We start from the raw sequence: 26,262 nt of genomic DNA, 5'->3' as shown, positions 1-26,262 counted from the left end.
AGGACTCACCGCAGGACTTCGACGAGGATCACCCAGGCGTTGACGGCGGCGACCGTGACGGCGAGGACGAACGCGGCCGGCAGCCAGTACAAGCCGCCTCCGTGACCGGCGGCCAGCGATGCTCCCGCGGCCAGCAGGGCGACGGTCAGCGCGCCGGCGGGGATCAGCCTCATCAGCTTGACGGCGCTCGGCGCGCTCACGCCGCGGCTGCCGTACACGGCCCTGCAGGGTGAGATCGCGCTCCCGGCGGCGTTGACGAGGATGAAGGCGGCCAACACGCCACGGCTGAGGGCCGGGGTCAGCGCGACGATGCTGACAAGCAGGACGATGAGCAGGGCGACGAGGGCTTCGAGGGCGCGGCCCGTCATGGAGTTCCGGCCTTCGCGCCGCTCCATCTCCAGGACCGTGCGGATGTTGACGCTCAGGCCGACGAAGATCAGGCCGCTGAGCGCTGCCGCCGCACCGCCCGCGCACAGGAACATCTCGGTCCAGCCTGCGGTGGCGTAGCCGGTCATCTCCGGAGCCTTTCGTTGATCGGTTGCTTGGTTCGTGAAGAGCGGCGGCGGTCGCCAGGGCGGGCTGGGCGAGCCCGGCGAGGTCGCGTACGGCACCGTGCCGACCGGCAGCCCCCGCTGGGGGCCGGCCCGTTCCGGGGCCGGCCGTCCCGCGGTGCGGCGTGTGGGTGCTGAGGGGGTCAGCCGGCGGGCTGCGTCGCCGGGGCCAGGGTGGTGTCGAGCCAGTCGAAGGTGATCTGGTGGAAGCGGAACATGGCTCCCATGTGGCAGTGCTCGCCGGCGCCCTCGGCCTCGGGGAGGGTGACCAGGGTGTGCGGGCAGGTGAGGGCGTTCGCGACACGCTGGGGCTGACCGCGGAAGAACTGGTCGTTCTCGGCGTCCAGGATGAGGGTGGGGCAGTCGATGAGCTGGGCGACACCTTCGAGGGTGTAGTCGACAGTCCGGCGGATGTAGTCCGCGGGCGAGTCGGCGCCGAACGCCCACACACCGTTGCGCAGGGCCCAGCGCAGCTGGGTGTTGCTCTTCATCAGCAGGTTCGTGACGGGGTTGGAGAGGTCGTCCCACCGGGCCTCGACCCACTCGCTCAGGAACGGCGCCATCATGTGGGTGTGGGCGTCGTGGTAGTCGTAGAGGCCGTCGTCCAGGACCAGGGCGGCCAGACGGTGCTCGTAGGCGGCGGCGCGGGCGACCAGGTAGCCGCCGAGGCTGTATCCCGTCAGCACCAGCCGGTCGGGGTCGATCTCGGGGCGGGTCAGCGCGTAGTCGACCACCGGGGTGACCACGGCCTCCCAGTCCGGGCGGAAGACCAGTCGCTGCTCGCGCAGCGCCGCGCCCTGTCCGGGACCGTCGTAGGCCAGCACGTTGTAGCCGCGGCGCAGGGCGGCCGCGCCGATGGCGAAGTAGGCCTCCTCCAGCGTGGAGTCGAAGCCGCTGGTGAAGATGACGGTGGGACGGGGAGTGCCCGAGTCGTCCACGAGGAAGAGGTAGCCGGGCAGGGTGGTGTCCTCGTACGGGATGCGCACGGCCTCGACGGGGGTGTCCATCAGCTCCGCCGCGGCGGCGAAGGTCTCCCGGGACAGGCCCGACAGGAGCTTGACCTCCGGGTCGTTCGCGGGGTCGTCGCGGCGGTAGAACTCGGCGGTGCGGTAGTAGCTCGACGCCCGCAGGAAGGCCTCGCGGGCGCTGACGCGGTGGCCGTCCGCCAGGGCGCGGCTGCCGATGGCGTGGACGCGCTCCGCGGTGGCCTTCCACTCGCGCAGCCACGCCTCCTCGTCCCCCTCCGCCACGTTCCGGACGGTGGCGATGACCTCGCCCAGGTCTGAGCCGCCGTAGTTGGCGAAGCCGGCCGCACGCAGCGTCTCGAAGGAGAACGACTCGTCCTCGAACAGGAATCGCATGGCAATACCTTTCACCTTGTCGAGACGGGTCCGTTCCGTCTCGTCTTGGGAAGACTCTAACCCTCGCCTAGTCGAGACGCAAGCGTTCCGTCTCGTGTAGCTTCGAAGGCATGACCACCTCACCCTCATCCCGGACATCCGCCCGCACCCCGACTCCCGAGCGCCGCCTTCCTGGAGGACCCGTCCTCCAGGACTCGGTCACCGAGGCGATCGCCACCGCCTTCTTCGAGGAACTGGCGTCGTCCGGCTACGCGCGGCTCTCCCTGGAAGCGGTCGCCAAGCGGGCGGGAGCGGGCAAGGCCGCCATCTACCGCCGCTGGTCGTCCAAACTGGAGATGACCGTCGCACTGGCCTCCGCGGTCGCCGTGGACGCGGCCGGGGAGATCGACACCGGCACGCTGCGCGGCGACGTCCTGGCCTTCCTCACCGACGTCGCCGGAGCGTTGCGCCACTCCCTGCCCTCCCGGATCGTCCCCGACCTCCTCGCCGAGTGCGCCCGCAACCCCGAACTGGCACAGGCACTCTTCACCGCCGTCCGCGACACCCGCCGCGCCAACGCCACCCGCATGCTGGAACGAGCCGTCGAACGCGGCGAACTCCCCCCGGAGGTCGACCGCGAACTCGCCCTCGACCTCCTCGCCGGCCCCCTCTACTGGCGCCTCGCGGTCATCCGCACCCCGACCGCACCCGACTACCTCGACCGCCTCACCGACAAACTCCTCGCCGCCTTCACCGCCTGACCACCAGGCGGTGCGGTCCGGACGCCGGGTGACGGCCGACCACCCGCCGACCGTCACCAGCGTGTCCCGAACCATGCCCGGTCCGGGGCGAGGCCGTTCGACCGTTCAGGTGCCTCACCCGCACGTGGGTGGCTTACCTCCGATGGGCCGCGGCGTCCACCGCGTTCTGCCGCTGTGGTGCCAGGCGCCACGGCGGACTCGGCAGGAGGCCACCGCGATTCGCGCACCGTGAGCGCCTCAGGGGTGGTGGAGACGGACAGCGGGGGGCGTGCGACTTCGTCAGCTTGCGCCCAGTGCGCCCCCGCGCGCCCCTTACGGAGGAGCCCGGGACCCGGGGAGGCTCCCGAACGCTGCCGCCCCGCCGGGGCGGAGCGCGACCGGGAGGGGAACTCATGCGCGCGAGAACGAGAAGCGGGAGACGTCGCACGGCGGCGGCCGCCCTGGCACTGCTGGCGGGGGCGGCCGGGGTGGTGGCGACGGCGGGTCCGGCGGCCGCGGCCACCGGGGACGTGCTGATCGTCCAGGAGGGGAGCACGGGCGCACTGGTGACGGCGCAGACGTTCGTCTTCGTGCCGGGCATCACCGAGCAGGGCGACGGCGTCCAGGCGGGGGCGACGCAGTTCGCGGTCACCAACCTCACCAACCAGACGCTCACCCTGACCGAGAAGACCCCGGCAGGCGTCGTCGTTCACAGCGGCACCGTGGCCTCGGGCAAGTCCGGCACGTTCGCCGTGACCGCGGGCGACACCGTCGACCTCACCGTGCCGGCGAGCTGATCCCGCACCATTTCCGTCCCGGGAGGGGATCATGCACCAGCGTTTGCTTCGTGCGCGCCGGACCGCGGTGGCCGGCGCCGTCCTCGTGACGGTCGCGGGCACGGTGGTGGCGGGCGCACCGGCCGCGCGGGCCGCCACCGTCACGCACTGCCCGACGGCCCACTCGGCGCCGCTGCTGCCGACGGGCACCGGATATCTGTTCCCGTTCATCGTGACGTCGGTGTCGGCGTGCGGGTTCGTCGACCACGGCGCCCCGTACGACTTCACCGTCGACACGGCAACGTCCACGGTGTACGGGCCCCCGGGCGGCCCGTACACGTACACCGTCGACAACCTGTCGCTCGCGTGCACCGCGGTGAAGGTCACCGGCGACTCGCTGCTGGCCACGGGGTGTTCGCCCGGGTGAGGCAGGACGCCGCTCCGGGGAGCCGTCGTGCGCCCCGGAGCGGCGGCCCCGGCCCAGGACCGCGGGCGCTCTCTACTCGGGCGCCGGGGCGGTCGGCCTGCTGGACATGGATCTGATGCCCGTGCTGAACGTCGCGGTCACCGCGGAGACGGCGACCAGTACCGGGAAGGCCAGCATCGCCGTGCGCCCGGAGAGATGGGCCAGGAGCACTCCGGCCAGGGCGGGCGCCAGGGCCGCCGCCGAGGTGGCGGCCAGCAGGATCACGCTGACCACCCGGCCCTGCAGGTGGTCGGGGGTGACGGCCGCCTGATAGCCGAACAGGGCGGCGTTGGCGGCGGGGCCGAGGAACACCGCCGCGGCCAGCGGCACCGCGGTGACCATGCTGGTGGACACCAGGACGCTGACCGCCATCAGCGCGGCGGTGGACCAGCACAGCACCATGATCAGGGTCGGCAGGCGCAGCAGGCGCTGTAAGGCCGGGGCGGCGAAGGCGCCCAGGAAGCCGCCGACGCCGAGGATCATGCTGACCACGCCGACGAGGGCCGGAGGCAGGCCGGAGCGCCGCAGGGAGAGGGTCATCGCGAAGATCATGCCGGTGAAGGCCATGTTGAGCGGAGCGGCGATCACCAGCAGCGCCCGGAGGAACGGGTTGCCCAGCACGAACCGCAGACCCTGCCACCACGCCGCGCTCCCGGCGGGAGCCTGGTCCGGCCGGGGTTCCTGCAGCGGCCGGCGAATGCACACGACGGCGACCAGCGACATCAGGAACGTCACGGCGTCACCGAAGAACGGCAGTGCCCTGCCCAGCCCGAACAGCAGGCCGCCCAGCGGAGGACCGGCCAGCGAAGTCCCGTAGGAGCGCGCCTCGTTGCGGGCGACGGCGCCCACGATCTGCTCCGGACGCACCAGGCTGCGCACCGCGGCGTACTCGGCGGTGCTGAAGACGGCCGTCGCGGCGGAGCCCCCGGCGACCACCACCAGGATCACGGCCAGATCCGCCGCGCCCGCCACGACCGCGAGGCCGAGCAGTACGTACGCGACGAGCCGGAAGGCGTCGCAGGCGATCATCAGCCTGCGGCGGTCGAAGCGGTCGACGAGGACACCGGCGGGCAGTCTGCACGCCGTCGTGACGACGAGACTCGCCGTGCCGACCAGCCCAGCCTGCGCCGGGGACCGGGTCAGCTGGAGCACCAGCAGCGGCAGGGCCAGGGTGGCCATGGCGCTGCCCGCGTCCGAGAGGCACTGGCCGGTCCACAGCAGGTTGAAGGCGCGGTTGCGCCACAGGCTCGGTGGGCGGCCGGTGTCGGCGGTGCCGGTGGTCTCCTCGGCGACCGGCCGCATCAGGGCGAATCCGTCGTGGAGACGATCAGCATCCTCGTCACCGAACCGTCGTCCGAGACGACGTCGCGCAGGTGCCGGAAGCCCAGGCGCTCGCACATCGTCAGGCTCGCGGTGTTCTCCGCGCCCACCATCCCGTACACCTCCTTGAGTCCGAGGTCGTCCGCGGCGTGGCGCAGCAGGCCGCGGATCACCTCGCTGCCCAGTCCCCGGCCCCAGAACGCCGGGGCGAGCGCCGTGATCAGTTCATGTCCGTCGACGTTTCCCGTCTTCTTCACCTCCGCGTGACCCGCGTACGTGCCGTCCAGCCACAGGCCCCACACGTCGAACCGCCGCGTGGGGTAGATGTCGGTGAGGATCGCGCGGAACAGTGCGCGGATCTCCGGCTCGGGCACCAGGTCCTGGCCCATCCAGCGGCACACCTCCTCGTCGCGCAGGAGCGTGACGAAGACGTCCTCGTCCTCGGGTCTGTAGGGGATGAACTCCAGGCGTTCGGTGCGCAGGGCAGGGGTCATGGCGTGGCTCCTCAGGTCTCACAGGGCGGGGCTGCTGGTCGGCGGGGCGGCGGCGCGCGCTGCCGGGCGTGGGTCCGACGGCGAGGCCGAGGCGGGTGGAGCGGCTGTGGTGGGTGTGGGGGGACGGCGGCGCGAAGGTGCCGGGGCGGCCGCGCCGCGGAGGTCGGGGCGCCGGTCGTTCGTGCGGCCGGCGCCCCGTCACGCGCCGGGTCAGGCCCCGGCGTTCTCCATGCGCTCACGCAGACTGCGCGGACGCATGTCGGTCCAGACCTCGTCGACGTAGGCGGAGCACTCCTCTTCGGTGCCTTCCTTGCCGACCGTCTGCCAGCCCGCGGGCACCTCGACGTCGACCGGCCAGAGCGAGTACTGCTCCTCGTCGTTGCGCAGCACCTGGTAGCGGGTGTTCTCGTCCATGTCGTCTTCCTTCGTCGTCGCTGGATCGTCGTCGCTGGGTCCTCGCACGCTGCCCGACCGGATGGCGAGCGGCCGGAGCGCGCGGACGCCGTGGGCTGTGCCGGGCGGATCCCGGCGGCGGCCCTCGGGAGAGCCGGTGTTCCGTCATCGGCCTCCTCGGGCGTGCCGGGCGATGTGGCGCAGCGCCTCGGCGAACTCCTCCGCCACGCGGCGCACGCCTGCCGTGTCGTGGAGGGCGGGGCGGTGGTGCCAGGTGAAGGCGAGGCGGCCGTCGCGCACGGCGCCGACCACCTCCACGGGGTGGGAGCCGCCGTCCCGCGGGTCGTGGTCCTGGCCGAAGGAGCCGTGCTCGACCCGCACCAGCCCGTCGTCCTCACCGGTGTCCGGGCGGGCGTCCCACTGGCCGAGGTAGTTGAAGACGACCTGGCCCTGCGCGCCGAGGGCGAGGCGCTCGCGGACCTCGGGCGGGCCGAAGGTGCGCAGGGCTCCGAAGCCCAGGCCGTTGCCGGGCACCGCGCGCAGTTGGCGGCGTACCGACTTCACCAGGGAACGCCAGTCGCGCTCCGGGCCGGGGCGGCCGGGCTCGGGCACCTGGAAGACGACCGGGTAGACGGTGGTGAACCAGCCGACCGTACGGGACAGGTCCACCCCGTCGACCACGTCCTCCCGGCCGTGTCCCTCCAGGTCCAGGCGGACCCGTTCCTCTCCGGTCCAGCGGGCCAGCGCCAGGGCGAGCCCGGCGAGCAGCACGTCGTTGACGCGGGTGCGGTAGGCGGCGGGCGCGGAGCGCAGCAGGGCGGTGGTGTCCTCCTCCCCCAGTTCCACGGTCACCGCGGCCGTCTCGGTCGCGTCGGGTGCCGCGGGGTCGGCGGTCGGACCGGGCTCGGCGGTCACCGCCTGCTCCCAGTAGGGCAGTTCGTCGTCCAGGCCGCCCCCGGCGACGTGGGCCGCGAGCTTGTGCGCCCACTCGCGGAAGGAGGTGCCGCGTTCCCCGAGCGCGACCGGATCACCCTGCGCGGCCTGCCGGTAGGCGCTCTCCAGGTCGTCGCGCAGGACGCGCCAGGACACCGCGTCGACGACCAGGTGGTGGGCGACCAGGAGCAGGAAGGCGGGACGGCCGGTGAGACCGGTGAACAGGGCCGCGCGCAGCAGGGGGCCGCGTGACAGGTCGAAGCCCATGTGCAGTTCGTCGGCGGCCTTCTCCATGGCCGTCTCGGCTTCCTGCGGGGTCTGTCCCGTCAGGTCGTGGTGGACGAGGACGTCCTCGGCGCGCTGCGGCGGCGGGTTGAACTGGTGCCAGCCGTCCTCGTCCCGGGTGAAGCGCATGCGCAGCGCGTCGTGGTGCTCCAGCAGCGCGTCGAGAGCGGCGCGCAGCGCCCTCGGGTCGGGGTCGGCGGCCAGTTCCAGGAGCGTCGACTGGTTGAAGTGGTGGTGGGCGGCGCGCGGGCTGGTCAGGAACCACTCCTGGATGGGGGTGAGCGGCACCTGTCCGGTGGCCGGGCCGTCGTCGCCGCGCTGCGGGGCGGCGCGCACGACGGCGGCGAGTTCGGCCACGGTCTGGTGGGTGAACAGGTCGCGGGTCGCCAGGTGCAGGCCGTCGCGGCGCAGTCGGGAGACCACCTGCATGCTCAGGATGGAGTCGCCGCCGAGCACGAAGAAGTTGTCGTCGGCGCCGACCTCCTCGATGCCCAGGACGTCGGCCCAGATGCGGGCCACGCGGCGTTCGGTGTCGGTTCGCGGCGCGACGCGCGACCCGGTGGCGGCCTGTGCGGGGCCGGGGTCGGGCAGGGCCCGGCGGTCGGTCTTGCCGTTCGGGGTGAGCGGGAGCCGTTCCAGCGGCACGAACACCGACGGGATCATGTGCGGTGGCAGTGCCTCGGCCAGATGCCCGCGCAGTTCCGCCACGGGCAGCGGCTCCTGGCCGGGGCCGGTGGGCCCGTCCGCGAGGACGACGTAGGCCACCAGCCGGTCCGGCCCGGCGGTCCGCCCGTCCTCGGGGGTGTCGGCGCGCACGGTGACGACCGCGTCGCGCACCAGGTCGCTGCGGCGCAGCGCGCTCTCGATCTCGCCCGGTTCGATGCGGAAGCCGCGCAGCTTGACCTGGTCGTCCGCGCGTCCGGCGAAGCGCAGTTCACCGTCGGCCCGGCGGCGCACGAGGTCGCCGGTGCGGTACATCCGCTCCCCGGGCGCGCCGAACGGATCGGCGACGAACCGCCCGGCGGTCAGGCCCGGGCGGCCCAGGTAGCCGCGGGCGAGACCGGGACCGGCCACGTACAGCTCTCCGGTCACTCCCGGCGGGACGGGCCGCAGGGCGGCGTCGAGGACGTACGCGCGGCAGGCACCGGCGGGGCGGCCGATCGGCGGGGCGCCCGAGCCCGGTGACAGCGGACCGGTCCAGGTGGCGACGACCGTGGCCTCGGTGGGGCCGTAGGAGTTGATCATCCTGCGGCCGGGGGCCCAGGTGTCGACCAGGTCGGACGGGCAGGCCTCGGCGCCGACGATCAGGGTCCGCAGGTCCGGCAGCGCGGCGGCCGTCCGCGGTTCCACGGTGGCCAGGGCCGCCGGGGGGATCAGCGTGTGGCTGATGCGCCGTCCGGCGAGCACCTCGGCCAGCCGTTCGCCGACGAGCGGGCCTTCCTCGCCGGTGACCAGGGCGGCCCCGCCGAGCAGGGAGACGCACAGTTCCAGCACGGAGGCGTCGAAGCTGGGTGAGGCGAACTGCAGCACCCGGTCGCCGGGGCCCGCGGCGTACTGCTCGGCGGCGGAGGCGGCGAAAGCGGCCAGTCCGCGGTGGGTGACTGTCACGCCCTTGGGGGTGCCGGTCGATCCGGAGGTGTAGATGACGTAGGCGGGATGGGCGGGGGTGAGCGTGGCGGTGCGGTCGGCGTCGGTGGGCGCCGTCTCCGGCCCGTCCGCCGCCCACACCTCGGCGAGGTCGTCGAGGACGAGGTGGGCGCCCGCGTCGCGCACCATGAACTCCCGCCGCCGCGCCGGGTAGTCCGGGTCCACCGGCAGGAAGGCGCCGCCGGCCTTGGCGACGGCGAGTTGTGCCACGATCGTCTCGGCGGAACGGGGCAGGGCCAGTGCCACCAGGCGTTCCGGCCCGACGCCCCGCCGGATGAGCCGGTGGGCCAGCCGGTTGGCCGCCCGGTCCACTTCCCCGTACGTCCACTCCCGGTCGCCGTCCAGCAGCGCCACGGCGTCGGGCGTGCGGGCCGCTTGCCGTTCGAACAGCTCCGGCAGGGTCGCCTCCGGGACCGGCCGGAAGGTGCCCTGTGCCTGCTCCAGCAGGGCCTTCAGCTCGTCGTCGGAGGTCAACGGCATCGCGTCGACCGGGCGTTCGGGGTCATGGGCGATGGCGTCCAGCAAGGTGGCGAGCTGCCCGGCCATCCGTTCTGCGGTGGCCGCCTCGAACAGGTCGGTGTTGTAGGTGATCAGGCCGTGCAGCGCTCCGGAGCCGGTCTCGGCGAACTCCAGGGTGAGGTCGAACGCGGCCTGCTCCACTTCGGTCTCGACGTCGGTGACGTGGAGGCCGGGCAGGTCGAGGTCGGCCGCCGGGGTGTTCTGCAGGACGACCATGACCTGGAAGAGCGGGCTGCGGCTGGTGTCGCGTACGGGCTGCACCTCGTCCACCACGCGTTCGAACGGAACGTCCTGGTGGGCGAAGGCGTCCAGCACCGTCTGCCGCACCCCGGACAGGACGCGGGTGAAGGGCTGCCGCGCCTCGATCCGGCTGCGCAGCACCAGGGTGTTGACGAAGAACCCGACGAGGTTCTGCGTCTCGGCGCGGTCCCGGCCCGAGGTGACGGTGCCGACGGCGATGTCCGTGCCGCCGCTGAGCCGGGCCAGGTAGACCTGGGCGGCGGCGACGAGGGTGGTGAACAGGGTGGTTCCCCGCTCCCGGCCGAGCCGGGCCAGGCGGCGGGCCGTCGGGGCGGGCACCTCCAGGCGGGTGGTGGCTCCGTTGCTGGTGCGTACCGCGGGCCGGGGCCGGTCGGTGGGCAGGTGGAGCGGCTCGACGGAGGCCAACTGCTCCTTCCAGTAGGCCAGTTGCTCGTCGCTGCCGGTGCAGCTCGCCGTGCGTTGCCAGTGCGCGTAGTCGGCGTACTGCACCGGCAGCGGCGGCAACTCGGGTGCGATGGCGTCCAGTTGGGCGCGGTAGAGGTGGGCGAGGTCGGTGAGCAGGACGGAGGTGGACCAGCCGTCGGTGATGATGTGGTGGAGGCTGAGGGCCAGTACGTGGTCGTCGTCGGCCTGCCGTACCAGGGCGGTGCGCAGCAGCGGTCCCCGGCGCAGGTCGAAGGGGCGGGCGCGTTCTTCGGCGAGCAGGCGGCGCAGCGCCGACCGGCCTTCCTCCTCGGGCAGTCCGGTCAGGTCGTGCAGGGGCAGCGGGACGTCGTGCGGCGGATGGACGGTCTGGACGCCGTGGCCGTCGACGCTGTCGAAGGTGGTGCGCAGCGACTCGTGGCGGTCCACCAGGGCCCGCAGGGTCGCGCCGAGTGCGGCGACGTCGAGCGTGCCGCGCAGGCGCAGGGCGAGCGCGGTGGTGTACTCGGCGCCGCCGGGCGCGAACTCCTCCAGGAACCACAGGCGTTGCTGGGCGTACGACATGGGTGCCGCCGCCTCGCGGGCGACCGGGACGATGGCGGGGCGCCCGCCGCCGGCCGCGCCGTCCGCCGCGCCGTCACCGGTGAGCAGTTGGGCCAGGGCGGCGGGCGTGGGGTGGGTGAAGACGGCCCGGGGCGTGAGGTCGGTGCCGAACGCCTCGGCCAGGCGGGAGGCGAGCCGGATGCTGAGGATGGAGTCGCCGCCGAGCTGGAAGAAACCGTCCTCCACGCCGGGCGGCCGGATGCCCAGGACCTCCGCGAAGACCTCGGCGGTGCGGCGTTCGGCCTCGGTGCGCGGCTCGACCCGTTCGCGCGGTGACGTGCCGTCCGCGGCCGGGGCCGGCAGGGCCGCGCGGTCGACCTTGCCGTTGCGGCTCAGCGGAAGGGCGTCGAGCGCGACGACGGCGGAGGGGACAAGGTAGTCCGGCAGGGTGCGGGCGGCGAAGACCAGCAGCTCGCGCGGGTCGTTCGCGGCGGGGCCGACCACGTAGGCGACCAGCAGCTTGGCACCGGGTCGGTCCTCGCGGACGACCACGGTGACGTCGGCGACGTCCGGGTGCGCCGCGAGCGCGGCCTCCACCTCGGCGGGTTCCACCCGGAAGCCGCGGATCTTGACCTGGTCGTCCGTGCGACCGAGGAAGTCGACGGTGCCGTCGGGGCGTCGCCTGGCCAGGTCGCCGGTGCGGTACATGCGGGCGCCGGGCGGGCCGCAGGGGTCGGCGAGGAAGCGCGCCGCGGTGGCGCCGGGACGGCCCAGGTATCCGCGGGCCACGCCCTCCCCCGCGACGAACAACTCCCCCGCGCAGCCGGGCGGGACGGGTCGCAGGCGGTCGTCGAGTACGTGAACGCGCAGGTCGTCCAGGGGGTGGCCGATGGGCACGGTGTCGGGCACGGCCGTCGCGTCCGCGAGGGTGAAGGACGTCGCGAACGTCGTGGTCTCGGTGGGCCCGTAGCCGTCCACCACGCTCAGGCCGGGGCAGGCGGCCAGCACCCGGCGCACGGCCGCGGCGGGCACCACGTCACCGCCGGTCCACAGCCTGCGCAGGCCCGTGAAGCAGTCCGGGGCGTCCTGGGCCAGCAGCCGGAAGAGTCCTGCGGTCAGCCACAGCGCCGTCAGCCCGCCGTCGGTCAGCCGCCGCAGCAGCGCCGCGTCCACCGCGGTGTCGGGCGCCACGACCACGCAGCCGCCGCTCAGCAGCGGTGCCCACACCTCGAAGGTCGCGGCGTCGAAGGCCACGGGTGAGTGCAGGAGCACCTGGGCGCAGGAGCCGTCGGCGAAGCGGCTGTCGGTGGCCAGCGACGCCACGTCGCGGTGCCGCACCCCCACCGCCTTGGGCTCCCCGGTGGATCCGGAGGTGAACATCACGTACGCCAGCCGGTCGGGGTCGGCGGGCGGCACGGGCATCCCCGGCCGCGCGGGTGTCGCGGTACGGGCGGCGGTGACCTGTTCGGTGGTGAGGCGGAGGGTCGCGCCGGCCTGGGCGAGCAGGGCGCGGCGGCGTTCCTCGGGGGCCCGGGTGTCCACGGGCAGGTAGGCGCCGCCCGCCTTGAGGACGGCCAGCTGGGCGACGACGAGTTGCGCCGAGCGGTCCATCAGCAGCGCCACGCGTTCCTCGGTCGCCAGGCCGTCGGCCAGCAGCCGGGACGCCAGGCGGTCCGACCACTCGGCAAGCTGACGATAGGTCAGTTCCTGGTCGGCCTCCCGCAGTGCGATCGCGTCGGGGGTGCGGGCCGCCTGCTCGGCGAAGATCTCCGCCGGGCTGCGGGGGGCCGCCTCCCGGGCGGTCGTGTTCCACGACGCGAGCAGTTCCCGGTCGGCCCGGGTGAGCAGGTCCAGCTCGCCGATGTCGGCGCCGAGGCCGTCGGCGAAGGCGGTGAGCAGCATCGTCAGGCGCTCCACCGCGCGCTCCACGGTGGGGCGGTCGAACAGCGCGGGGTCGTAGGCCAGATCGAGGCCGAGGCGCTCGGTCAGGTCCGCGCGCAGGCACCAGGGGAACGTGGTGGCGTCGTCCGCGCGCACCTCCTCCACGCTGACCCCGGCCTCGGCCATGCCGGATTCGTCGACGGGGTAGTTCTCGAAGACCACCATGCTGTCGAACAGCGCCTCGCCCGCCGGAACGTCGCTCAGCGCCTGGATGCGGGGCAGCGCCAGGTGGTCGAAGCGGCGGCTGTCGCTCTGGCGCTCCTGGAGGTCCCGCAGCCACGGGAGCACGCCGCCGCCGGGGACGCGCACCCGGGTCGGCACGGTGTTGATGAACATGCCGATCATCGACTCGACGCCGGGCAGTTCGGCCGGTCGTCCGGAGACGGTGGTGCCGAACACCACGTCGTCACCGCCGCTGTAGCGCGCCAGCAGCAGTCCCCAGGCGCCCTGGACGACGGTGTTGACGGTCAGTCCGGCAGCGGCGGCGGTCTGCCGCAGCCGCCCGGAGACCGTCTCGTCCAGCTCGTGGTGGACGGCCGCGGTGGAGCGGGCGCGGTGCGCCTGCGTGGGCGTGCGGTCGTACGGCAGCGGGGTGCGGGCGGTGAATCCGGCCAGGGCGTCGGCCCAGTGGGTCTCGGCGGCGTTCTCGTCCTGGTCACGGAGCCAGCCCAGGAAGTCCGCGAAGGGCCGCCGCGGCGGGCGGGACTGCCGTGGGCCGCCGGTCGGCGCGGCGTAGTCCTCGCACACCTCGGTGAGCAGTTGTCCGGTGCTCCAGCCGTCCAGGACGAGGTGGTGGGTGGACCACAGCAGCAGGACCTCGTCGCCGGGCAGGGCGGCCAGGGTGAGCCGGGTGAGCGGTGCGGTGGTCAGGTCGATGCCCGCGGCGCGGTCCGCGGCGAGCAGCCGCTCGGTCTCCTCGGCCCGTTCGGCAAGCGTCAGTCGGCGCCAGTCCAGGTGGGTGACGGGCAGTCCGGCGTGCCGGTGGACCAGCTGGACCGGGTGCGGCAGGCCCTGCCAGTGCACGCTGGTGCGCAGTGCCGGGGTGCGGTCGGCGACCCGTTGCCAGGCCTCGGCGAACGCGTGCGGGTCGGCCACCCCGGACAGCCGTACCGCGATCCGGTCGAAGTAGGCACCCTCGGTGCCGACGAGGCCGTGGAAGAGCATGCCGGACTGGAGCGGGGTGAGCGGCAGCAGGTCCTCCACGTGCCGTCCGTCGCCGACGAGCCGGTCCAGCTGGTCCTGGGCGAGTCCGGCGAGCGGGAAGTCGGACGGGGTGCGGCCGCCGGAGTCCGGGCGTGCGCAGTGCGCCACGATGTCGCGCAGGGCGGCGCACATCTCCTCGGCCAAGTGGCGGACGGTGGCCTCGTCGTGGACGGCCGGTGGATAGGTCCAGCCCAGTTCGAGGCGTCCGTGCTGGACGACGCCCGTGACGTCCAGCAGGTAGGGGCGGGGTTCGTCCGGATCGGTGTCGCGGCCGGCCGGGGGCAGGGACGCGCGGTACAGGGCGTCCGGGTCCGCGCCGGAACCGCCCGCGTTCCACTGGCCGTGGTAGTTGAAGCCGACCTGGGGAGCCGCCGCCCCGGCCAGGGGACTGTCCGGCAGCAGGTGGCGCAGGGCCCCGTGGCTGAGGCCGTGCAGCGGGATCGCCCGCAGTTGCTCCTTGACCGAGCGGAGGGTGTCGCGCCAGTCGGCGTGCGGGGCGGCGTTCAGGGCCACCGGGAACTCGGCGGTGAACCAGCCCACCGTCCGGGACAGGTCCACGTCGTCGAAGAGGTCCTGGCGGCCGTGCCCCTCCACGCCGACCAGGACGGTGTCCCGTTCGCACCAGCGGGCCAGGGTGCGGCCCAGGGCGCTGAGCAGGACGTCGTTGACCTGGGTGCGGTAGACCTCGGGGACCTGGCGCAGCAGGGCGTCGGTCGTCTCCTCGTCGAGGGTGACGGTGACGGTGGCGGCGGTGCCGTGGGTGTTGGGGCCGGGTCGTCCGGCGGGGAGGGCGGCCGGGGCCGCGCAGGTACGCGTCCAGTGGCCGAGGTCGGCGTCCAGCGCGCCGGATCGGGTGTGCTGTTCCAGCCGGGTGGCCCAGTGGCCGTAGGACGTGCCCGCCGGGGGCAGTTCGGCGGTCCGCCCTGCCGCGAACGCCCGGTAGGCCGCCTCCAGGTCGGCCAGCAGGATGCGCCAGGAGACGCCGTCCACGGCCAGGTGGTGGACGGTGACGACGAGTTGGCCCGCGTCCTTCTTGCCGCGGTCGAAGAACAGGACGCGTACCGCGCGGCCCTCGGTGGGGGCCAGTGACGCCTGGGCGTCGTCGGTGCGGCGTTGCACCTCGGCCTCCAGCGCCGCGGTGTCGAGACCGGCGACGTCGTGCCGGGTGAACACGCCGTCCGGCGCCTGGTCCACGACCTCCTGGCGCCAGGTCCCGTCGGTGTGGAGGAAGCGGGTGCGCAGGGCCGGATGACGGTCCACGAGGGCGAGGGCCGCCTGGCGCAGGGCCGACGGGTCGGTTCCGGGGGTCAGTTCCAGGCGCTGGGTCATGGTGAAGCGCAGCGCGTCGCCGGGGCGGCGGGCGTCGAGGTACCAGCGCTGGATGGGGGTGAGCGGCGCCTCGCGCGGCGGGGTGCCGTCCGCGGTGTCCGGGCGGACGGCGGCTTCGCCGACCCGCAGGGCGAGTTCGGCCACGCTCTGGTGACGGAAGACGTCCTTGGTGGTGAGGGCGAGCCCGGCGGCGCGGGCGCGGGAGACGATCTGGATGCTGAGGATGGAGTCGCCGCCGAGGGCGAAGAAGTTGTCGTGGGCGCCGACGCGTTCGACGCCCAGCACCTCGGCCCAGATCGCGGCGAGCCGCTCCTCGGTGCCGGTGCGCGGCGCCACGTACGGGGTGGTGGTGTCGGGCTGCGCCGGGGGGTCGGGCAGCGCGCGGCGGTCGGTCTTGCCGCTGGTGGTGCGCGGGATGCGGGTCATCGGGACGAACGCGGCGGGCACCATGTGGTCGGGGAGTGTCCGGCGCAGCCGGGCCCGCAGTTCGTCGGCCGGCGGCACGCGGTCCCCGGCGGGCACCACGTGGGCGACGAGCATGAGGCGCCCGGCGTGCTCGCGTGCGGTGACCACGGCGTCGGCGAGGTCCGGGTGGTCGAGCAGGGCGGCTTCCACCTCGCCGGGCTCGATGCGGAAGCCGCGGATCTTGACCTGCTCGTCGACACGGCCGAGGAACTCCAGCACCCCGTGCGCGCTCCAACGGACCCGGTCGCCAGTGCGGTACATCCTCCCCCCGCTGGCCGCCCCGGGCGGGGCGAAGGGGTCGGGCAGGAAGCGGGTGGCGGTCAGGCCGGGCCGGTTCAGGTAGCCGCGGGCCACCTGCGCCCCGGCCAGGTACAACTCCCCCGGCACGCCGGGCGGCACCGGGCACAGCGCGTCGTCGAGCACGTAGGCCCGCAGGTTGCGGCCGGGGCGCCCGATGACGGGCCGCCCGGGGTGGTCCGCGCAGCGGCCGTAGACGGCGTCGACGGTGCATTCGGTGGGGCCGTACATGTTGAGGACGGTGACGCCGAGGTCGGCCTGCGCCGCGCACAGGCGCTGCCAGGCGCCGGCGGGGACCGCCTCGCCGCCGACCAGCAGGAGGCGCGGGTGGTGGCGGCCGGGGGCCAGCAGCCCGGCGGAGTCGAGTTCGCGCAGGAAGGAGGGGGTGACGTTCACCAGGTCCAGGCGGCGTTCGGCGACGCGGGCGCAGAACGCCTGCGGGTCCAGGCGGGTCTCCTCGTCGATGAGGTGGACCTCCTGGCCGAGGGCGAGCAGGACGGGGCCTTCCCAGCTGGTGTCGAAGGAGAACGAGGCGCTGAGCGCGGCCCGCAGCCGCTCTCCGTCGGCGGTGTGCGGCGCGACGAGTCCCTCGCGGTGGTCCTGGCAGAGGTTGACCAGGTGGCGGTGTTCCACCGCGACGCCCTTGGGCCGTCCGGTGGATCCGGAGGTGTAGACGATGTACGCGGTGTGTTCCGGCAGCAGGGGGCGGACCCGGTCGGCGTCGGTGAGGTCGTGGGCGGGCAGATCGTCCCACGGCACCTCGCGCAGGACGTCCGGGGTCAGCACCGTGCGCGGCCGGGCGTCCTCGGTCAGGAAGGCGGTCCGCTCCGGCGGCAGTTCCGGATCGAGGCAGAGCAGGGTGGCGCCCGCCTTGAGCACGGCGAACAGTGCCACCAGCAGGTCCGAGGTGCGCGGCAGCCGGAGCGCGACCACGTCCTCGGGTCCCGCGCCCTGGGCGACGAGGTGGTGGGCGAGCCGGTTGGCGCGCTCGTTGAGGGTGGCGAAGTCGAGGGCGGCGTCCGTGGCCACCAGGGCGGTGAGGTGGGGGGTGCGGGCCGCCTGCGTCTCGAACAGCGCGGGGAAGGTGGTGTCCGGCTCGGGCAGCGGTTCGCCCTGTCCCTGCCGGAGCACCCGGCGCCGCTCCTCGGCGGTCATCAGCGGCAGCGTTCCCACGGCGCCGTCCGGATCCTCGGCCGCGGCCTCCAGCAGGATCGTCAGCCGCGCGGCCAGGCGCTCGGCGGTGTCGGCGTCGAACAGGCCGGTGTTGTACTCCAGGTAGCCGGTCAGGCCGCCGTCGTCGCGTTCGGCGAAGTCGAAGGCCAGGTCGAAGGTGGCGTGGTGGACCGGCGGGGTCACCGGTTCCACGTCCAGGCCCGTCAGCCGGGGGGCCTCGGCGCCCAGGTTGTGCAGGGCCACCATCACCTGGAACAGCGGGGTGCGGCTGGTGTCACGCTCCGGCTGGAGGGCGTCGACCAACTGCTCGAACGGCACCTCCTGGTGGGCGAACGCCTCCAGGACGGTGGTGCGCGACGCGGCCAGCAGCTCCCGGAACGACAACTGCGGGCGCACCCTGCCGCGCAGCACCAGGGTGTTGACGAACATGCCGACCAGATCGTGCAGTTCGTGCCGCTCCCGGCCGGAGGTGACGGTGCCGACGGTGACGTCCTCCTGCCCGGCCCAGCGCGCCAGCAGCACCTGACAGGCCGTCAGCAGGGTCATGTAGAGGGTGGCGTCGGCCTCCCGGCCCCTCTCGCGCAGCCGGTCGGTCAGCGCGGCGGGCAGGGCGAAGGTCACCAGGGACCCGTCGCGGGTGCGTACCGCGGGGCGCGGCCGGTCGGTGGGCAGTTCCAGCGGGGTCATGCCGTCCAGGGCCCGGCGCCAGTGGCCGAGGTCCGCCTCCGCCCGGTCGGTGCGGGCGCGTTGCCATGCCGCGTAGTCGGCGTAGCGCACGGGCAGTTCGGGCAGGTCGGGGCGGCGGTGTTCGTGTGCCGCCGCGTACAGCTCACCCAGGTCGCGGCCCAGGACGGCGATGGACCATCCGTCGGCGGCGATGTGGTGCACGGCCAGGACGAGCACGTGCTCGTCGTCGGCCAGTCGCACCAGCCGGGCGCGCAGCAGGGGCCCGGCGGCCAGGTCGAAGGGGGTGGCGGCGACGCGTTCCACCAGGGCGTCGAGTGCCGCCGGAGGTTGTCCGGTGAGGTCGTCGTGCGCCGGCTCGACCGGGTGCGGCGGGCGCACGACCTGTCGTGCGTGCCCGTCCTGTTCGGCGAACGTGGTCCGCAGCGCCTCGTGCCGGGCCACCAGCGCGTCCAGGGCGGTGCGCAGCGCGCCCTCGTCGAGCCGGCCGCGCAGCCGCAGCACGGACATCGTCGTGTACTCGGTGCTGTCCGGCTCGAAGCGGTCGAGGAACCACAGCCGTTGCTGGGCGTACGACAGCGGCGGCTCGGTGTCCGGATTCGCCGCCGGGATGGCGTCGGGCGACGCGCTGCCGGTTCCGTCCGGGTGCCCGAGGGCGGCGGCCAGGTCCGCGAGCCTGGCGTGGGTGAACAGCAGCCGGGGCGAGACGTCGGCGCCGAAGGCGGCGCGCAGGCGGGCGGTGACGCGGATGGCGAGGATGGAGTCGCCGCCGAGGGCGAAGAAGTCGTCGTCGACGCCTGCCGCGTCGACGTCCAGCACCTCCGTCCACGCCTCGGCGACCAGGCGTTCGGCGAGGGTGCGGGGCGCGGTGCGTTCGCGGTCGGCGGCGAAGCCGTCGGGCCCGGGCAGGGGCAGGGCGCGCCGGTCGAGCTTGCCGTTGACGGTGAGCGGCAGGGCCGCCATGGCGACGTACGCGGCGGGCACCATGTACGTCGGCAGCAGCCGCTCCAGGTGCGCGCGCAGGTCGGAGGCGGGCGGGGGCGCCGTGTCGCGGTCGGCGCCGACGACGTGGGCCACCAGCCGACGGGTGCCGGAGGCGTCCTCGTACACGCCGACGGTGGCGGCGCCCACACCCGGGTGGGTGTGCAGGGCGGCCTCGATCTCGCCGGGTTCGATGCGGTAGCCGCGGATCTTCACCTGCTGGTCGGCACGGCCCAGGTACTCCAGGGTGCCGTCGGCCCGCCACCTCGCCCGGTCGCCGGTGCGGTACATGCGCGCGCCGGGTCGCCCGAACGGGTCGGCGACGAAACGCGTCGCGGTGAGACCGGGCCGGTTCAGGTAGCCGCGCGCCAGCCCCTCCCCCGCCACGTACATCTCCCCCACCGCGCCCGGGGGAACGGGGACCAGGTCGGCGTCGAGCACGTAGACCCGCAGGTCCGGGATGCCGGTGCCGATGGGCGCCGGGCCGCCGGTGCGGGCGGTCCCGTGGTCCAGCGGGGCGTAGGTGACGTGCACGGTCGTCTCGGTGATGCCGTACATGTTCACCAGGCGCGGCGCGGTGTCCGGGTGACGGGCGTACCAGTCGGTGAGCCGGGTCGTCTCCAGCGCCTCGCCGCCGAAGACCACCGTGCGCAGCGCCAGCCGGTCGCCCGTCTCGGGGTGTTCGGCGTCCGCGCGCACCAGGGAGTGGAACGCGGAGGGCGTCTGGTTGAGGACGGTGACCCGCTCGTCGGCCAGCAGGCGCAGGAAGTCCTCCGGGGTACGGGCGGTCTCCTCGGGCACGACGACGAGGCGGCCGCCGTGCAGCAGCGGGCCCCACAGTTCCCACACGGAGAAGTCGAAGGTGTAGGAGTGGAACAGCGTCCACACGTCCTCGGCCCCGAAGCCGAACCAGTGCTGGGTGCGGTCGAAGAGCCGCACGACGTTGGCGTGGGGTATCACGACGCCCTTGGGGCGGCCGGTGGAGCCGGAGGTGAAGATGGCGTAGGCGGGGCTGTCGGGCAGCGGGCGGTGGGCGGTGCCGAGCGGGCCGACGGGACGCCTCGTCAGGTCGGCGCGCACGTCCGCGTCGTCCAGCGCGAGGACCGTGACTCCCGGATCGTCGAGGGCCGCGGCGGTGTCGCCGACCGTCACCAGGGCCACCGGCTCGGCGTCCCGCAGCAGTCGGGTGACGCGCTCGGGCGGCAGGGCGGGGTCGATCGGCAGGTAGGCCGCGCCGGTCTTGAGGACGGCGAGGACGGCCACGACCAGGTCTACGCTCCGGGGCAGGGCGAGGGCGACGAACCGCTCGGGGGCCGCGTGGAGTTCGGCGAGCCGGTGGGCGAGACGGTCGGCCCGGGCGTCCAGCGTGGCGTAGTCGAGGCGCTCGTCACCGCAACTGACGGCTTCGGCGCGGGGGGTGCGGGCGGCCTGTTCCTCGAAGAGGTCCACCAGGGTGCGCGTGGGGCGGCCCTGCGCGGTGCCGTTCCAGTCGGTCAGCATGCGCCGGCGTTCCTCGGCGGTCGTCCAGGCCAGGGCGCGCAGCGGGCGGTCGGGGTCGTCGGCGAGTTCCGTGAGCAGCAGGCACAGCCGCTCGGCGAGAGCCCGTACCGTCGCGGTGTCGAACAGCTCCGGGTCGTAGGCGAGGTCGAAGCCGAAGCGCTCGCCCTGGTAGGCCCGCAGGACGAGCGGGTAGTTGGTGGCGTCGCGGGAGGTCACGTCGGCCAGGCGCACGCCGGAGCTGGCCGTGCGGGTCTCGTCGAAGGGGTAGTTCTCGAAGGCGACCATGCTGTCGAACAGCGCGCTGCCGGACGGCACGTCGCTCAGGCCGGTCAGTTCGGCCAGGGACACCGCGGCGAAGCGCCGTGCCTCGGCCTGTGCCTCCTGCAACTCACCGAGCCAGGTGGTGGCGAGGCGGTCACCGTCCACCCGCACCCGGGTGGGCAGGGTGTTGATGAACATGCCGATCATGGACTCGACGCCGGGCAGGTCGTCGGGGCGCCCGGAGACGGTGGTGCCGAACAGCACGTCGGGCTCGGCGCTGTAGCGGGACAGCAGCAGGGCCCAGGCGCCCTGGACCACGGTGCCGAGGGTGAGCCCGGCCTGCCGTGCGGTGCGGGCCAGTCGCTGCGAGACCTGCGCGGACAGCCCGGAGGTGTGCACGTCGGCGGACCGGGCTCGGTGGGCCTCTCTCCGGGTCCGGTCGGCGGGCAGGGGCGTCGGGGCGGCGAAGCCGTCGAGGACGTCCCGCCAGTGCGCGCGGGCGGCCTCGATGTCCTGGTCGGCCAGCCAGCGCACGTAGTCGCCGAAGGGCCGGCGGGCGGGCGGTCGCGTACCGGAACCGGCGGTGAGTGCCGCGTACTCCTCGAACACGTCGGTGAGCACCTGGGCCAGGCTCCAGCCGTCCAGGATCAGGTGGTGTGAGGTCCACAGCAGGTGCAGGCGTGCTTCGGGCAGCCGGACCAGGGTGAGGCGCATCAGGGGTGCCGTGCCGATGTCCAGGCCGCGCGCGAGGTCCTCGGCGGGCAGTCGGCCCAGCCGGTCGTCGCGCTCGCGCGGGGTCGCCGCGCGCAGGTCGAGGTGGGTCACCGGCACCCGCACGGAGCGGTGCACGACCTGGAGCGGTGCGGGCACGTCCTCCCACACCACGCTGGTGCGCAGGGCGGGCGTGCGGTCGGTCACGCGCTGCCAGGCGGTGGCGAGGGCGTGGGGGTCGCTTACCCCTTCCAGGAGCAACGCGGCCTGGTCGACGTAGACGTCGTCCGCTCCGCCGACCAGGCGGTGGAAGAGCATGCCCTCCTGGAGCGGGGTGAGCGGCAGCAGGTCCTCCACGTCCCGCCCGTCGCCGACGAGCCGGTCCACCCCGGCCTGGTCGAGGCCGGCGAGGGGGAAGTCGGAGGGGGTGCGTCCGCCGGAGTCCGGGCGGGCGCAGTGCTCGACGATGCCGGCCAGCGCCGTGGTCGTCGCGTGGGCGAGGGCGCGTACGGTGTCGGCCGCGTGGACCTGGTCGCTGTAGTGCCAGGTGATCTCGAGTTCGCCGTCGGCCACCACGGCGGACACGTCGAGGAGGTGGTCCAGCGGCTCGTCGGGGGCGATGTCCCGGCCCGGTACCTCGCCCGCGGGGGCGAAGTCGCCTCCCTCGGAGGCCGTCCACTGGCCGTGGTAGTTGAAGGACACCTGCGGCAGCGGTATTCGGCGCAACGCTCCGGCGGCCGGATCGGGTGATCCCAGGCGGGCCAGCGCCTCGTAGCTCAGGCCGCGCCGGGGCACGGCCCTCAGCCGCTCCTTGACGCTCTTCAATGTGGCGGCCCAGTCCGGTGCGGCGGACGTGCCGACGGGGGCCAGGGTGACGGGGTACTGGGTGGTGAACCAGCCCACGGTCCGGGAGACGTCGAGGTCGGGGCGGGTGGAGCCGCCGACGTCCTCGCGTCCGTGGCCTTCCAGGGCGACGGTCACCCGCTCGGTGCCGGCCCAGTCGGCGAGTGCCCGGCCCAGCGCGCTGAGCAGCACGTCGTTGACCTGGGTGCGGTAGACCGCGGGCACGCGCCGCAGCAGTGCCTCGGTGGTGGCCCGGTCCACCCGGGTGCGTACGGTGCGCACGGATCCGGCGAGCGGGACGCCGGGGTGGTCGACGGGCAGGGGCGCGGGCGGGGCCTGGACTTCGGCGGACCAGTACGGCAGGTCGTCGTCGAGGTCCCCGGCCCGTACCCGCTCGTTCAGGTGGCGGGCCCAGTCGGCGAACGGGGTGTGCTCGGGCTCCGGATCCGGCCGCTCGCCCGCGACCACCTGCCGGTAGACGCGTTCCAGGTCGGCGAGGAGCACGCGCCAGGAGACGCTGTCCACGGCGAGGTGATGGGCGGTCACGAACAGCTGGGGCCGTGAGCCGTCCGCGGGAAGCAGCAGGGCCGCGCGCAGCAGGTCGCCGGTGGCCGGGTCCAGGGCGGCCCGGGCGTCGGCGGCGGCCCGTTCCCGGGCGGCCTGGGCCGCCTCGGGGCCGGGTCCGGCGGTGGCCAGGTCGTGGCGGGTCAGCAGTCCGGCGGCCGGGGCCGGGGCCGGGCACTGCCGCCAGGTGTCCCCGTCCCGCGTGAACCGGGTGCGCAGGGCGGGGTGCTGGGCCACCACCGCGTGCAGTGCCTGTTCCAGGGCCCGTTCGTCGAGGTCCTGCGGCAGGTCGAGCACCATGGACATGCTGAAGTGGCGCAGCGGGCCGTGCGTGGCGAAGAACCACTCCTGGACCGGGGTCAGCGGGGCGGGACCCTCGTCGTGGGTGCGCGGGGACGAGGACGCCGGGGTGACCCGTCGGGAGGCCGCGGCGGCGAGGTCGGCGACGGTCTGGTGGCGGAAGACGTCCCGCGAGGTGAGGTGCAGGCCCGCGGCGCGGGCGCGGGAGACCGCCTGGATGCTGAGGATCGAGTCGCCGCCGAGTTCGAAGAAGTTGTCCGTGACGCCGACCCTGGCCAGGCCCAGGACCTCGGCCCAGACCCCGGCCAGGGTCTCCTCGTCGGGGGTGCGCGGCGCGACGAACTCCCGCTCCGCGGCGTCGGCTTCGCGGTCGGGGGCGGGCAGGGCGCGGCGGTCCAGCTTGCCGCTGGTGGTGAGCGGCAGCGCGTCGAGAGTGGTGAACGTGGACGGCACCAGGTAGTCGGGCAGCACCCGCCGCAGCGCCGACCTCAGTTCCGCGGAAGGCGAGGCGGTACCGGCGGCGGGCACGACGTAGGCGGCCAGTTGGGTGTGGCCGTGGGCGTCGGGGACGGCCACGACCGCGGCAGCGCCGACCTCCGGCAGGTCCAGCAGGGCCGCTTCGACCTCGCCCGGTTCTATGCGGTGGCCGCGCACCTTGACCTGGTCGTCGGCGCGCCCGAGGTAGTCCAGGCGCCCGTCGGCGGTCCAGCGGGCCAGGTCGCCCGTGCGGTACATGCGGGCGCCGGGTGCCCCGAACGGGTCGGCCGGGAAACGGGCCGCGGTGAGGCCGGGACGCCCGGCGTACCCGCGGGCGATCTGATCGCCCGCCAGGTACAGCTCGCCGCCGACCCCGACCGGCACCGGCTGGAGCCTGCCGTCGAGGACGTAGGCCCGTACGTTGGCCAGCGGGCGTCCCACCAGCGGGCGGCCGTCGTCCGTGATGCGGCAGGCCAGCGCGTCGACCGTGCACTCGGTGGGGCCGTAGTAGTTGTAGGCGGCCGTCTCCGGGTGCGCGGCCAGTTCGCGCCAGAGTCCGGGGCCGACGGCCTCGCCACCGAGCATCAGCGCCCGCGGGCGGTGCCGTGGGTCGGTCAGCAGTCCGGCGGGCAGCAGTTGCCCGAGGTAGGACGGGGTCACGTCGAGGAAGTCGACGCGGTGCCGGACGACGTACTCGACCAGGGCCGCCGCGTCCATCCGGGTCACCTCGTCCACCAGGTGCAGCGGGTGGCCGTCGGCCATCAGCAGCACCCCTTCGAGGGAGGTGTCGAAGGAGAACGACGCGGTCAGCGCGACGCGCAGCGGTCCGCCGCCCGCGTCGGCGACGAATCCGGCCCGGTGGGCGGCGAGCAGGTTGACCACCGCGTGGTGCGGTACGGCGACGCCCTTGGGGCGGCCGGTGGAGCCGGAGGTGTAGAGGACGTACGCGGTGTTCGCCGGGTGGAGCGGGGCGGTGCGGTCGGCGTCGCGGGGGTCGGTGTCCGGTGCGGTGGCGGGTGCCTCGCGCAGTCCCGCCTCGTCCAGGACCAGCGCGGGTCGCGCGTCGTCCAGCAGGTAGCGCACGCGCTCGTCGGGCAGGGCGGGGTCGAGGGGCAGGTAGCCCGCGCCGGACTTCCAGACGGCGAGGATCGCCACGATCATGTCCGCGGTGCGCGGCAACCGCAGCGCGACCAGTCGCTCCGGACCGGCGCCGAGGGCGATGAGATGGTGGGCGAGCCGGTTGGCGCGGGTGTTGAGCGTGGCGTAGTCGAGGCGTTCGTCCCCGGCGACCAGGGCGAGGGCGTCGGGGGTCAGGGCGGCCCGGTGCTCGAAGATCTCGGGGTACGTGGTGTCGTGGACGGGGAGGGCGGTGGCGTTCCACTCCCGCGTCACCCGGTGTGTCTCCTCGGCGGAGAGCAGGGGCAGGGTGTCCAGGGGCCGGTCGGGTTCGGCGGCGGCGCCCTCCAGGAGCCGCAGCAGTTGCCCGGCCATCCGTCGCGCGGTGGACGCGTCGAACAGGTCGCTGCGGTATTCCAGCAGACCCGTCAGGCCGTCCGCGTCCGGCACGAACTCCACGCTCAGGTCGAAGGTGGCGGCCTGTCGGGGCACGGCGACCGGGGAGACGGCCAGTGCGCGGGGCGCGGTGGCGGCGGGCGGGGCGGGGTGCAGCAGGACCATCACGTCGAACAGCGGGTTGCGGCCGGCCTCGCGGTGCGTGCCCACCGCTTCCACGAGCCGCTCGAAGGGGGTGTCGCCGTGCGCGAAGGAGTCGTTGACGGTGTCGGCGGTGGCCGCCAGCAGGTCGCGGAAGGAACCGGTCGGCTCCACGGGTGTGCGCAGCACCACGGTGTTGACGAAGCAGCCGACGGCCCGCTCCAGGTCGGTGCGGGAGCGGCCGGGGGTCAGGGAGCCGACGGTGATGTCGTCCTGGCCGGACCAGCGGGCCAGGAGCGCCTGGGTGGCGGCGACCAGGACGGCGTAGAGCGTGGTGTGGTGACGCGTGGCCAGTTCCCGCAGCCGGGCGGTCAGGGGGCCGGGGACGGTGAACGTGTGCACCCCGCCGGGTCCGGCCTCCTCGCCCGAGCGGGGGTGGTCGAGCGGCAGTCCCGGTGCGACCGCACCGGCCAACCTGCCTTTCCAGTGGTCGAGTTGCTTCTCCAGCCGGGGGCCGGACAGCTGCTCGCGCTGCCACACGGCGAAGTCCGGGTACTGCGTCGCGACCGGGGGCAGGTCCGGTGCGGCGTCGCGGGCGAGGGCGTCGTAGGCGGTGCACAGCTCGTCCAGGACCACCCCCATCGACCAGCCGTCGGTGACGATGTGGTGCGCGGTCAGCAGCAGGACGTGCGAGGTGTCCGACTCGCGCACCAGCAGGGCGCGCAGCAGTGGCCCCTGGCGCAGGTCGAAGGGGCGGGAGTACTCCTCCAGCAGCGTCGCGTCGAGTGTCGCGGGTGCGGTCAGGTCGCGGACCGGCAGCGCGACCGGGCCTGCGGGCCGGACCGTCTGCACGGGCCGGCCGTCGGTCTCGTCGAACGTGGTCCGCAGCCCCTCGTGGCGTGCCACGACGGCGGCCAGGGCCCGGGTGAGCGTCTCGTGCTCCAGCGGCCCGGTGAAGCGCACCGCGACCGCGCTGTTGTAGCGGGAGTCGCCGGGCCGCAACTGGTCGAGGAACCACAGGCGTTGCTGGACGAAGGACAGGGGCAGCGGGCGTCCGCGGTCGGCGTGCGGGATGGCCCGGTCGGCGGTGGCCCCCTTGCCGACGGCCCGTCCGGCCAGTCGGCGGCGCAGGGCCTCCCTCATTTCCTCGGGCAGGGCTTCGGCGCGCTCTCGCCTGGAAGACGTCATG

9 protein-coding genes are annotated in these 26,262 nt (G+C 74.3%); 3 read left to right on the top strand and 6 right to left on the bottom strand.

Annotation, left to right across the window (positions count from 1 at the left end; all coding sequences use genetic code 11):
• Positions 1-5 precede the first annotated feature (5 nt).
• Together K7472_RS02175 and K7472_RS02170 are read right to left on the bottom strand one after the other, a co-directional pair.
• Positions 6-515: a hypothetical protein gene (locus K7472_RS02175; RefSeq protein ID WP_222973348.1), complete on the bottom strand. Its 510-nt coding sequence runs from the start codon at positions 513-515 to the stop codon at positions 6-8.
• A 179-nt stretch (positions 516-694) separates the two neighbouring features.
• Complete coding sequence (locus K7472_RS02170) at positions 695-1,912, bottom strand: alpha/beta hydrolase family protein (protein ID WP_222973346.1); 1,218 nt, start codon at positions 1,910-1,912, stop codon at positions 695-697.
• Positions 1,913-2,022: 110 nt separating this feature from the next.
• Between K7472_RS02170 and K7472_RS02165 the strand changes: the two genes are divergently transcribed.
• The 3 genes from K7472_RS02165 to K7472_RS02155 all read left to right on the top strand — a co-directional run bounded on the left by K7472_RS02165 (position 2,023) and on the right by K7472_RS02155 (position 3,834).
• Positions 2,023-2,652: a TetR-like C-terminal domain-containing protein gene (locus K7472_RS02165; RefSeq protein ID WP_222973344.1), complete on the top strand. Its 630-nt coding sequence runs from the start codon at positions 2,023-2,025 to the stop codon at positions 2,650-2,652.
• Positions 2,653-3,044: 392 nt separating this feature from the next.
• Positions 3,045-3,428, top strand: a complete 384-nt coding sequence (locus K7472_RS02160; RefSeq protein WP_222973342.1) for a hypothetical protein — start codon at positions 3,045-3,047, stop codon at positions 3,426-3,428.
• 31 nt (positions 3,429-3,459) lie between these two features.
• Entirely contained in the window at positions 3,460-3,834 is a 375-nt protein-coding gene (locus K7472_RS02155) for a hypothetical protein (RefSeq protein WP_222973340.1), read from the top strand.
• 72 nt (positions 3,835-3,906) lie between these two features.
• Here K7472_RS02155 and K7472_RS02150 read toward each other — a convergent pair whose 3' ends face one another.
• The 4 genes from K7472_RS02150 to K7472_RS02135 form a co-directional block, all read right to left on the bottom strand.
• A complete protein-coding gene (locus tag K7472_RS02150) occupies positions 3,907-5,175 on the bottom strand; it encodes an MFS transporter (protein ID WP_222973338.1) in 1,269 nt (422 codons plus the stop codon).
• Positions 5,175-5,687, bottom strand: a complete 513-nt coding sequence (locus K7472_RS02145) for a GNAT family N-acetyltransferase (RefSeq protein WP_222973336.1) — start codon at positions 5,685-5,687, stop codon at positions 5,175-5,177. Before K7472_RS02145 ends, K7472_RS02150 begins: the two co-directional genes overlap by 1 nt.
• A 210-nt stretch (positions 5,688-5,897) precedes the next feature.
• Positions 5,898-6,101 (bottom strand): MbtH family protein, encoded by a 204-nt coding sequence (locus K7472_RS02140; protein ID WP_222973334.1) that lies wholly within the window; start codon positions 6,099-6,101, stop codon positions 5,898-5,900.
• A gap of 144 nt (positions 6,102-6,245) precedes the next feature.
• Positions 6,246-26,261, bottom strand: a complete 20,016-nt coding sequence (locus K7472_RS02135; protein ID WP_222973332.1) for a non-ribosomal peptide synthase/polyketide synthase — start codon at positions 26,259-26,261, stop codon at positions 6,246-6,248.
• Position 26,262 lies beyond the last annotated feature (1 nt).

Origin of the sequence: Streptantibioticus parmotrematis, assembly GCF_019890615.1 — a bacterium.
GTDB lineage: Bacteria > Actinomycetota > Actinomycetes > Streptomycetales > Streptomycetaceae > Streptantibioticus_D > Streptantibioticus_D parmotrematis.
This window is presented reverse-complemented; position numbering and strand designations above follow the sequence as displayed.

What these genes read in the sequence shown, in the direction of transcription:
- K7472_RS02160 (WP_222973342.1), top strand. Translation starts at nt 3,045, where the DNA reads ATGCGCGCGAGAACGAGAAGCGGGAGACGTCGCACGGCGGCGGCCGCC.
- K7472_RS02135 (WP_222973332.1), bottom strand. Translation starts at nt 26,261, where the DNA reads ATGACGTCTTCCAGGCGAGAGCGCGCCGAAGCCCTGCCCGAGGAAATG.
- K7472_RS02165 (WP_222973344.1), top strand. Translation starts at nt 2,023, where the DNA reads ATGACCACCTCACCCTCATCCCGGACATCCGCCCGCACCCCGACTCCC.
- K7472_RS02140 (WP_222973334.1), bottom strand. Translation starts at nt 6,101, where the DNA reads ATGGACGAGAACACCCGCTACCAGGTGCTGCGCAACGACGAGGAGCAG.
- K7472_RS02175 (WP_222973348.1), bottom strand. Translation starts at nt 515, where the DNA reads ATGACCGGCTACGCCACCGCAGGCTGGACCGAGATGTTCCTGTGCGCG.
- K7472_RS02170 (WP_222973346.1), bottom strand. Translation starts at nt 1,912, where the DNA reads ATGCGATTCCTGTTCGAGGACGAGTCGTTCTCCTTCGAGACGCTGCGT.
- K7472_RS02155 (WP_222973340.1), top strand. Translation starts at nt 3,460, where the DNA reads ATGCACCAGCGTTTGCTTCGTGCGCGCCGGACCGCGGTGGCCGGCGCC.
- K7472_RS02145 (WP_222973336.1), bottom strand. Translation starts at nt 5,687, where the DNA reads ATGACCCCTGCCCTGCGCACCGAACGCCTGGAGTTCATCCCCTACAGA.
- K7472_RS02150 (WP_222973338.1), bottom strand. Translation starts at nt 5,175, where the DNA reads ATGCGGCCGGTCGCCGAGGAGACCACCGGCACCGCCGACACCGGCCGC.